At 63.9% G+C, this 9,979-nt stretch carries 8 protein-coding genes; 6 read left to right on the forward strand and 2 right to left on the reverse strand.

The window, feature by feature from the left end; genetic code table 11:
* Positions 1-497, reverse strand: a 497-nt coding sequence (locus tag LJE91_16235; GenBank protein MCG6870218.1) for a hypothetical protein, incomplete at its 3' end; no start/stop codon positions are given.
* On the opposite strand from LJE91_16235, the gene LJE91_16240 reads away from it, so the two are divergent.
* The 6 genes from LJE91_16240 to LJE91_16265 all read left to right on the forward strand — a co-directional run bounded on the left by LJE91_16240 (position 490) and on the right by LJE91_16265 (position 8,850).
* Complete coding sequence (locus LJE91_16240) at positions 490-924, forward strand: PIN domain-containing protein (protein ID MCG6870219.1); 435 nt, start codon at positions 490-492, stop codon at positions 922-924. The two genes, LJE91_16235 and LJE91_16240, sit on opposite strands and share 8 nt — an antisense overlap.
* A gap of 99 nt (positions 925-1,023) precedes the next feature.
* On the forward strand, positions 1,024-3,111 hold the full coding sequence (locus LJE91_16245) for an FHA domain-containing protein (protein ID MCG6870220.1): 2,088 nt from the start codon (positions 1,024-1,026) through the stop codon (positions 3,109-3,111).
* Positions 3,105-4,760, forward strand: coding sequence for a DUF799 domain-containing protein (locus LJE91_16250; GenBank protein ID MCG6870221.1), 1,656 nt, complete (start codon positions 3,105-3,107; stop codon positions 4,758-4,760). Before LJE91_16245 ends, LJE91_16250 begins: the two co-directional genes overlap by 7 nt.
* 151 nt (positions 4,761-4,911) lie before the next feature.
* Entirely contained in the window at positions 4,912-6,546 is a 1,635-nt protein-coding gene (locus LJE91_16255; GenBank protein ID MCG6870222.1) for an acetolactate synthase large subunit, read from the forward strand.
* A 248-nt stretch (positions 6,547-6,794) separates the two neighbouring features.
* Positions 6,795-7,283, forward strand: coding sequence for a Slp family lipoprotein (locus LJE91_16260; GenBank protein MCG6870223.1), 489 nt, complete (start codon positions 6,795-6,797; stop codon positions 7,281-7,283).
* 130 nt (positions 7,284-7,413) lie between these two features.
* Positions 7,414-8,850, forward strand: a complete 1,437-nt coding sequence (locus LJE91_16265) for an aldehyde dehydrogenase family protein (GenBank protein MCG6870224.1) — start codon at positions 7,414-7,416, stop codon at positions 8,848-8,850.
* 493 nt (positions 8,851-9,343) lie between these two features.
* On the opposite strand, the gene LJE91_16270 is transcribed toward LJE91_16265, so the two are convergent.
* The coding region (locus LJE91_16270; protein MCG6870225.1) for a DUF4397 domain-containing protein at positions 9,344-9,979 on the reverse strand (636 nt) is incomplete at its 5' end.

The following is a 9,979-nucleotide window of genomic DNA, read 5'->3' on the forward strand; positions in this document are numbered from 1 at the left end:
GCTATCAATCGAGTCTGATCCCATTGAACGCCCCGTAAAAGACCCAAAATCTCGGGCGCGCAGATTTTTCGGGCTGAATCTGGAGCTTGATTATCGTTTACACCGGATTGAGAGTCGTGCCAGAACCGCACGCCCATCAAAACAGGCAGATGAGGTACGTCCGGCCGGACGACAGATTTATCTGAAGGCGAACTGCGCGCCATGCTGTTGCCTGCGGTACGATTGCGGTGGTTTACCCGCTTGAGTGCCTCAGCTCCCCCTGTGATAATGTGCATATGAAAAATATCACAGTCACAGTGCCTGATGAAGTCCATCGACGCGCTCGTATCAGGGCGGCGGAGCAGGAGACTTCGATTTCGGCGTTGGTGCGCCGATTCCTGATCGAGTTCGCCGAAGGCGAGAGCGATTTCGAACGACGTAAACGGCTGCAAGAGCGGACCATCGAATCGATCCAAGCTTTTCGGGCCGGCGACCGTCTGAATCGCGAGGATGTCCACGACCGTGCGGTTCGTTGATACCAACGTTCTGCTGTATGCGATCAGCACGGCGAACGGAGAGCGGCAGAAGGCGGAACGTGCGCTGGCGATCCTCGATTCGGAGGATCTCGCTCTCTCCGTGCAGGTTCTGCAGGATTTCTATGCACAGGCGACTCGGATCTCCAAACCGGATCGTTTGATGCACGAACAGGCCGTGGCGCTGATCGAATCGTGGTTGAGATTCCGCGTGCAGGAGGTATCCGTATCGATTCTCAGGAACGCGCTCGTGACGCGATCGCGGTGGGAGATCTCGTATTGGGACGCGGCAATTATTGAAGCGGCCCGTGCGGCGGATTGCGATACCGTGCTTTCCGAGGACCTTCAGGACGGGATGGATTTTGGCGGCGTCCGGGTGTTCAATCCATTCCGGTCAACGGAGTCGGACTGAGTTGGTGACGGGAAAGTGTGTGGTCTTCTGACCCGAGGGAAGTGGTTGACCACCATTGCAATCCGGCCCCGCGTGCATTGACGCGAGCGGGAGGGCGGCTTGCCACAGATCGTCTTCACACCCGAGGGTCAAGCGGGCCTCGCGCTGAAATTCGACCAGCCGGCATTCACGATCGGGCGGGCCGAGGACAGCGAATTCCATGTGGACGATGCCCGGGTTTCACGGCATCAGGCGCGGGTCTCGCTGACAGACGAAGGTTATCTGATCGAGAATCTCGGTCGAAATCCCGTCGAGATCGACGAGGTCGCCGTTCAGCGTCAGGTGCTGACGGCCGGCGACCGGATTCGCTTCGGGGATACGGTCTACACGATCGGCATCTCGAGCGATGACGACGAAACGCGATTACGGCCCGCTGAGGACCCCGACAGGACCGTGTTCTGCGCGACCTGGCCGAGGCTCGCCGTCATCGACGGCCCGCAGACCGGCGCGTCCCTCGAACTGAGCAGCGATCGCGTGATCATCGGTCGTGCCGCGGAATGCGCCCTGCCGCTCGACGATCCACGCGTCTCCCGCCGTCACGTCGCGCTCGAGCGGCGCGACGATGGCTTCCATGTGGAGCTGTTGTCCGGTACCAACACACTGGAGGTGAACGACGCGGCGGTTCGCGAGGCGCGTCTCTACGACGGTGACCGTCTGCGCATCGATCCCTTCTCCCTGCGTTTCGAATCGGCGAGGCCCCAGGACCGGCGGGAGAGCGAAGCGGCGCCGACCGGCGAGGCCTGCGCGGCGTCACTCAACGAGGCGACCCGTCTGGCGCCACGGATCGCCGAACAGCGTCTCGGTCCCCGGCTGGTGCTCGAACAGGCAGAAGGGACACCGAAGGTCTTTACCCTGAATACGCCTCGGGTGACCATCGGCCGCGGCGAGCAGTGCGCGATCCGGCTGGGGGGCGACACGGTCTCACGGCTTCACGCTGCGGTGGTGCGGCGCGAAGACGGATATTTCGCGGTCGGGTTGTCCGGAACCAATCCCATTCTGGTCAACGAGGTCATCGTCAACGAGTCGAGGCTCTTCCGTGGGGACACCCTGCAGGTCGGTGACTACCTGTTCACCTTTGCCTCCGAGCGTGCCGGGGACGAGCGTCCCATAGAGACACAGGTCGTGGTGAAGCGCAGGGGTCCCCCCCGGATCGTGGTCCTGGCAACCGTACTGCTGATGCTCGCCATGGCGGCATTCCTCCTCCACGAGTACGTCTACCGTCCCTGGCAACTGGAAAGCCGGATTGGAGAGGCCCGCCAGATGCTCGCCCGGGACGCGCACGACCCGGCGATGCGCGTGCTGGATCAGGTGCTGGATGCCGACCCGCCGGCCGATCTGGCGGGCGAGGTGCAGACACTAATGGCCGGGTCGGTACTTGAGCGGGCGCGGAAACTCAAAGGGGAGTCGCACCTCCCCGACGCCGAATCCCTGATCGTCTCCCACCTCAAGCAGCATGGGGCCGCCGTCGAGACCGAGCCGCTCTGGGAACTGCTCGATGAGGTGCGATTCGCCCAGGGGCAGTGGTTCGCGTCGCAGGACGAACCCCGCAAGGCGATTCGAGAATACCTGGCCATCGGCGCTGACTCCGCGCGCTACGGCGAGGCCCAGCAGGCACTCAGCGCGCTCTGGGCCGGGGTGCAGCGTGTCAAGGCCGATCCCGCGGACGAGGACCGTTCCGTGACCGAGCTGTTGCGCCAGGCGGATGACTATTTTCAGCGGAAACAGTACCTCACCCCCGCCGACGCCAATGCCTATTCCATCTACCGCACGGTATTGTCGCTCGATCCCCGGAATCGGGTTGCACAGCTACGGATCGCGGAAATGCTGGGTTTCTACCGGAGCCAGGGCGAGCGATTCTGTCAGGCCGGCGAGGCCGCGAAAGCGAGGGTCTACTTCCAGCGTTACCTGCTCATCCAACCCGACGATCCCGCGGTGCGGGAGCGCGTCGCGACCTGTGCCGTCGCTCCCGGTAACGCCGAGGCGCAGACGACGGACCGTACCGACCGTGATCCGGGTGAACAGGCCAGGGCGCGGCAGGAGCGGGTAAGGCAATTGCTGGACGAGTCGGGTGTGGAATCGAGCTGGATCATGGACTACCTGTTCGATGACGGGGAAGACGGCACAGCGGAGTCCGAGACCCCGTGGTGAGGCCAATCCGCCAGTGCCGGAGATTCCGGCAGCCGTTCGCTGCTTCCGTGCTTGCCTGTTTGTTGTTTGCATGCAGTACGCCGGGACCGGATACCGGGGCGGCATCCGGCGACGAGCCCGCCGGGCCCCTGCCCACCCGGGTCGCGGTGCTTCCCTTTGCAAACGACACGAGCGATCCGGAGGCTGCGACCGTCGTGCGCAAGGTGTTCTACAACTACCTGAGTTCCCTGAATTACCATGACGTGGAACTCTACACGGTGGATGAGGTTCTGGCCAAGCGTGACCTGTTGTCCGCTGTCCAGGGCGACACGGCCGAGATGCCACTGCAGGAAATCTGTCAGTACCTTGGTGTGGATGGCCTGATCACCGGGCGCGTGACCGCGTTCGGCAAGCTCTATGCACTCGTCTATACCGACACCCAGGTCGGACTCAACGCGTCGCTGTATCACTGCCAAAGCGGCGACGTCCTCTGGCAGAGGGAAGAGAACGCCCACGATCGCCGCGGCGGCGTCCCCCTGTCGCTCACCGGGATCGCGACGACCGTGATCTCGACCTACATCAGTCATGTGAGGAGCAAGTCGGTCCAGGTGGCCGCCAAGCTGTGCCTGGATCTGGTGGACTCCATGCCCAATCCGGAAACACCGGCGCCACCGCCGCCAGCGATCAGCCTGATGGTCCACAGCGGGGCCGGCAGGCTCCTGGTCCCAGGAGATACGCTGCGCGCGGTGCTGGTCGGCGATCCGGGAGCGAGCGGCGCCTGGGACATCTCCGAGGCGATTCGCGATCTGCCGCTGGACGAGCGTCAGCGCGGTATCTACGCGGGCGAATACGTGGTGCAGCCTGGCGATCGCGAATTTCGGAGCGAGCTAGTGGGGCGGCTCGTCAGTCGCGATGGCGCCGAGAGCCGCTGGATCGATGTGCTCGCACCGGTCACACTGGCGACACCGACGCCGCTGCCACCCCTCATCGCCGAAGACACCCATCTGACGGAGGCACAGGGCCCCTATCTCGCATCGCAGTTGACCGTCATCGCCCCTGAGGCCACCCTGACGGTCGAGCCCGGCACGTCAATCTGGTTTCAGGAGCTGGGACTCGTCGTCAAGGGCGCGTTGGACGTTGAGGGCGAACCGGAGCGGCCGGTGCGTTTCTCGGCCGCTGGCGATCGCCCGTGGAAGGGAATCTTTTTCGATCGGACCCTCGACGAGAGCCGTCTGGTCCACGCCGAGATCCGGGGCGCGCAGTTCGGGGTCAACGCCCGAAACGCCAGGGTACGAATCGACCACGGCCTGATCGAAGGCAACGAATGGGGCGTGGTCGCGGAAGACGCCGCACTGACCCTGAACGATACTGTGATCCGCGCTTCAAGCAAGGCCGGTCTGTCGGCTCGCGGCTCGATCGTCGAGGCACGGCGCTGCGTGTTGTCGGAGAACGATGCCGGTGGTGCGCAGTTTACCGATACGCAGGTCATGCTCCAGGACAACGGACTCTACGGCAACGGCAAATGGGACCTCAAGAATCGCGATACCGATGAACCGCTGGCGGTGCCGGGCAACTGGTGGGGCACCACGGATCCCGCCGCGGTACGTGTTCAGGGGCCGGTGGAGATTGACCCGATACGCGAATCTCCTCCGGGAACCCCGGATCGGTGACCGATCGACTCGCGCAGCCGATCGGTCGCGTCCAGCCAAGGCTGTCTTATGAAATCCAAACGGTTGGAGCGGGAACGCGCGTCGGTACGAATATCGAACCGCTCCAGCTTCAGGTCTACAATCGAAACCCCGTTCGGACTGGAGGAAACCGATGCGAGCCGCGGAACTGTTCGTGCAGTGCCTGGAAAACGAGGGCGTCGAGTACATCTTCGGGATACCGGGGGAGGAGAACCTCGACGTGATGGATGCCCTGCTGTCGGCGAAGGTCCGTTTCATCACGACCCGCCATGAGCAGGGCGCGGCCTTCATGGCCGACGTCTATGGCCGGCTGACCGGCAGGGCGGGTGTCTGTCTGGCTACACTCGGACCCGGTGCGACGAACCTGGTGACCGGTTTCGCCGACGCCGACATGGACCGCGCCCCGATCGTCGCGATCGCGGGGCAGGGTGCCACCACACGCATTCACAAGGAGAGCCACCAGGTACTGGATCTGGTCAACCTGTTCGAGCCGATCTCCAAGTACAGCGTGCAGGTGCGTGAGCCGGGGATCATTCCCGAGATCGTGCGCAAGGCCTTCAAGGACGCCCAGACCGAGAAGCCCGGCGGCAGCTTCATCGCCCTTCCCGAAAACATCGCGACCGAGAACGTCGAGGGCAAGGCCCCGCTGAAGGTCCAGCATCCCCTGGCGCCGCTTGCCCGGGAGGAGAAGATCGAGCAGGCCGCCGCCTTGATCGACGGGGCGCGGTATCCGCTGGTCATGGCGGGAAACGGCGTGATCCGCGCGGGCGCGTCGGACGCCCTGGTGCGCTTCGCCGAGACGCTGAACATCCCGGTGGCGACGACCTTCATGGCCAAGGGCGTCATCCCGTTCTCGCACGAACTCTCGCTCGGCACCGTCGGCCTGCAGGCAAAGGACTACGTCGCCTGCGGTTTCGACCGCGCGGACGTGGTGCTTTGCGTGGGTTACGACATGGTGGAATACCCTCCGCACCTGTGGCACCCGGACCGGGAAAAGCGGATCGTCCATCTGGACATGAGTCCAGCCGAGGTCGACGAACACTACATCGTCGCGGCCGGGGTGATCGGGGATATCGGCAGCTCCCTGGAACGAATCGCCGCGCGTGCGGCCCGGCACGAGACCTACTACGCCGGGAGCCTGCGCCAGACGATCGTCGAGGAGATCCGCGCCCACGTCGAGGACGACGGCTTTCCGGTCAGGCCGCAGCGGATCCTCAGCGATCTGCGCAAGGTCCTCGAGCCGGAGGACATCGTGATCTCGGACGTGGGCGCCCACAAGATGTGGGTGGCGCGGATGTACGAGGCGGAGCGGCCCAACACCTGCATCATCTCCAACGGTTTCGCCTCCATGGGGATCGGGGTCCCCGGGGCCATCGCCGCCAAACTCGTCAAGCCGGACGCGACGGTGGTCACCGTCACCGGCGATGCGGGCTTCATGATGAACTCCCAGGAGATCGAGACCGCATTGCGCCTGGGCACCGCCATCGTGATCCTGATCTGGAACGACTCGAAGTACGGTCTCATTCGCTGGCATCAGCTACGGCGATTCGGCCGCGAGAGCCACATCGATTTCACCAATCCGGACTTCGTCAAGTATGCCGAGAGCTTCGGGGCGAAGGGATACCGTGTCGACGCGGCCGGCGACCTGGCGCCCATACTTCGCAGGGCGATCGCGGACGACACGGTCGTGGTGATCGATTGCCCGGTCGACTATGAGGAGAACATGAAACTTACCGAAATGATGGGCAGTCTCGTCTGTCCCGTATAGCGTGCCATCAGATGGGGAATTCTGGTGAAGGCAGGCACGTAGCGAACCTTATTTTCAGACAATACTTTTCTCAGTCCCGTTGTCGCTCGCAGAGTGAAATCCTTCGAATGGAGGATAGGGGAGATGCCGGATCCGCATCCGGTGCGATGGGGAGTTCGCTCCCCCGGCCGTATACTTTAAGAGGTGTGCTGTTCGGCATCCTGGTCTACCTGATATCTTCGATACCTCCAAGCCCTGAGTGAGCGACGATGAACCGTCTTATCCTGATCATCCTCTTCCCGGTACTGTTTACCGGGTGTGCAAGCAGCCCGAAATTCGATGTGAGCGGGGTGGATCGTGCCCTGACACCGAGGGCCGCAGTGGCTGAGCAGGAGATCGTGGCGAACCGATCGGTGCTATGGGGCGGTGCGATACTGAAAACGACCAACCTCGAGAACGATACACGCCTGGAGGTACTGGCCTATCCGCTCGATGGCAGGCAGCGCCCGATACGCGACTCTGATCCCCTGGGTCGCTTCATTGTCGTGTATGCCGGATATCTGGAACCCGCCGATTATACCGAAGGGCGGATCGTCACCGTTCTGGGAACGGTCGGGAAAACGGTAGCAGGCAAGATTGGAGAGACCGACTACACCTATCCGCTGCTGAGTCCGGACAAGGTATACCTGTGGCCCAGGGAACGGAGCCGCGCGCTGTCGAACATACAATTCGGTATCGGGGTCGGCCTCGGTTTCTGACGCGTCGTCTACTATGTTTCCACCGCCGGCCCGGCATGGATCGACCGGTCGGATTCCGGCACAGGTTTCGGGCGGTTTAACCAGCCGATCGCCGTTACTCGAACCTTCTGACAACCGCGAGTTCAGTCCCATGACAGAGCACTTCGAATTGATCGGTCCCGGGCTTGCCGGCAGCCGCCGCATCACGGTGACCGCCCCCTGGGATGGCGGCGAGATCGCCACCGTCTCCGCACTGGATGACGCCGGGGCGGAGACCGCCCTGGAAACCGCCTGGCGGATCTTCCGCGACCGGCGGCGCTGGTTGCCTCCTTCACGACGGATCGAGATCCTGGAGCGGGCCGCGGAAATCGTGCGCGGCCGCGCCGAGGAACTTGCCCTGGAGGCCGCGCGTGAGGGCGGCAAGCCCCTGATCGATTCCCGGGTCGAGGTGGCACGCGCCATCGACGGGATGAAGAGTTGCGTCGAGTGCCTGCGCAGGGAAGGCGGGACGGAGATCCCGATGAATCTCAATGCGGCCTCGGCGCACCGCCTGGCGATGACCACCCGGGAACCGATCGGCGTGGTCGTGGCGTTGAGCGCCTTCAATCATCCGCTGAACCTCATCGTTCACCAGGTGGGTCCGGCCATCGCCGCCGGGTGCCCGGTGATCGTCAAGCCGGCCGAGGCGACACCGTTGTCGGGGTTCCGTTTCGTGCGGATCCTGCTGGAGGCGGGACTGCCGGAAGGCTATTGCCAGGCGGTGGTGGTGGACGATCAGACCCTGGCGGAGCGGTTGGCCACCGATCCCCGCGTCGGTTTCCTGAGCTTCATCGGCAGTGCCGCGGTCGGCTGGATGTTGCGCTCGAAACTCGCACCCGGTGCGCGCTGCGCCCTGGAGCATGGCGGCGCGGCGCCGGTCATCGTCGCGCCCGATGCGGATCTCGACGACACCCTGCCGCTCCTTGCCAAGGGTGGCTTCTACCACGCGGGTCAGGTCTGCGTCTCGGTGCAACGCGTATTCGCGCATGCCTCGATCGTCGAAGCCGTCGCCGAGCGTCTGGCGGCGCTCGGCAAGAGCATGGAAATAGGCGATCCGACCTTGCCGCAGACCGAGGTCGGGCCACTGATACGTCACCGTGAGGTCGAGCGGGTCGCGGCCTGGGTCGAGGAGGCCACCGACGGGGGGGCCGTATTGCGCGGTGGCGGCAGGCGGCTGTCCGACAGCACCTACGCCTGTACGGTCCTGCAGGACCCCCCGGCGCAGGCGAAGGTCAGCACCCGGGAGGTCTTCGGTCCGGTCATCTGCGTGTACGGCTACGAGGATGTCGACGAGGCCCTCGCGCGAGCGAACGCCCTGCCGTTTTCCTTTCAGGCGGCGGTGCTGACCCGGGACATCGACACCGCCATGCGCTGTTTCCGGGGGCTGGACGCCGCCGCGGTCATGATCAACGACCACACCGCGTTTCGTGTCGACTGGATGCCCTTCGCGGGTCTGCGTGAGTCCGGCTACGGGGTCGGCGGCATCCCCTACACATTCAGGGACATGCAGGTCGAGAAACTGATGGTCCTGCGTTCCCCGTCCTTGTGAGATGACTGCAGGTTGACGCCGACGCGCCGGTGTACGTTGCGCTGACCCGACTCACCGGTAACGCTCGCTCGTTGCCCTGCTGGGGTGACTATTCCTTCAGAGGACCTGATCTCGGCCCCGCGGTTTTCTTGTAAGGGTCTGGCGAAAAACCTCCGGAATTCAATCGGAAGCAAGCCAACTGCGGCGATTCTGCCGAAGCAAGAGCGCGCGTCCTGTGGCCGATCGTGCCGCCCCCATGGGCGTGGGCGCCGTCGACGTCGAGGGCCGTTTGGCTGCCAGCGTCGGTGGGCTCGATGCGGTGGCGCCGGATTTCACCCCGGCGCCCTGGACGTAGCCAACGGCGGGCTACGGTGGAACCGCTGCGCTTGTTCCACCCTACGCGATGTCATGACTCACTGAAAGCACGGAAAAACCGTAGGTCGGATCAAGCGAAGCGGATCCGGCATGCCACTGGCGCTGAAACTGGGCTCGACGTAGATTCCGCGAAGTCAGGTCATCTGTCCTTGTTCTCGTGGCAGAACAGGGCGATGCCGGTACCGTCGAAATCGTCAAAAGCGAGGATGGCATCGTAGCTCCTCTGCGCGGTGGGTGCCGGATTGCACCTGACGTCCGGGACCGGTATCCCACCCAGCGGTGCGACCTCCACTGTAACACCGTTGGCCACGCTGATCTCCTGATATCCGCTGGCCGATCCGAACTTGAGTTCGGGGATCGTCACGTCGCCGCTCAACGCCACGTCCTGGTTCGCCAGCGCATTGATGAACCGGATCGAGACGCGGTTGGCGCCGGCGGGGTTCCGGAGCTGCTCGAAGGCCTCGATCCTCGTCGTGTCGCTGGGGACATCCCCTAGGGCGACCACAGTGTAGTTCCGGGCCTGTCTGAGCTGGTGCGTGCCCGAGGCCACGCGCACATTGTTGTCCGAGCGGTCGGCATCGAAGTCGACGTCGTCGATTGAACCCGCGCCGATGAAGATGGTATTCCGCCCGGCTTCCGCGGCCTTGCTGTAACCCAGATCCTTCAGATCGGTCAGCGGGATGTCGTTGGCCGTAATGTCCACCGTGATGTCCGCGGCGCTCGCGGCGGTCATCTGGTTGTAGAAGTGGATGTTGGTCTCGTTGAGGATTTCCTC

The organism is Gammaproteobacteria bacterium, from assembly GCA_022340215.1.
GTDB lineage: Bacteria > Pseudomonadota > Gammaproteobacteria > JAJDOJ01 > JAJDOJ01 > JAJDOJ01.

Coding starts and splice junctions, on each gene's coding strand:
- LJE91_16260 (MCG6870223.1), top strand. CDS start 6,795: ATGAACCGTCTTATCCTGATCATCCTCTTCCCGGTACTGTTTACCGGG.
- LJE91_16240 (MCG6870219.1), top strand. CDS start 490: ATGTCCACGACCGTGCGGTTCGTTGATACCAACGTTCTGCTGTATGCG.
- LJE91_16255 (MCG6870222.1), top strand. CDS start 4,912: ATGCGAGCCGCGGAACTGTTCGTGCAGTGCCTGGAAAACGAGGGCGTC.
- LJE91_16265 (MCG6870224.1), top strand. CDS start 7,414: ATGACAGAGCACTTCGAATTGATCGGTCCCGGGCTTGCCGGCAGCCGC.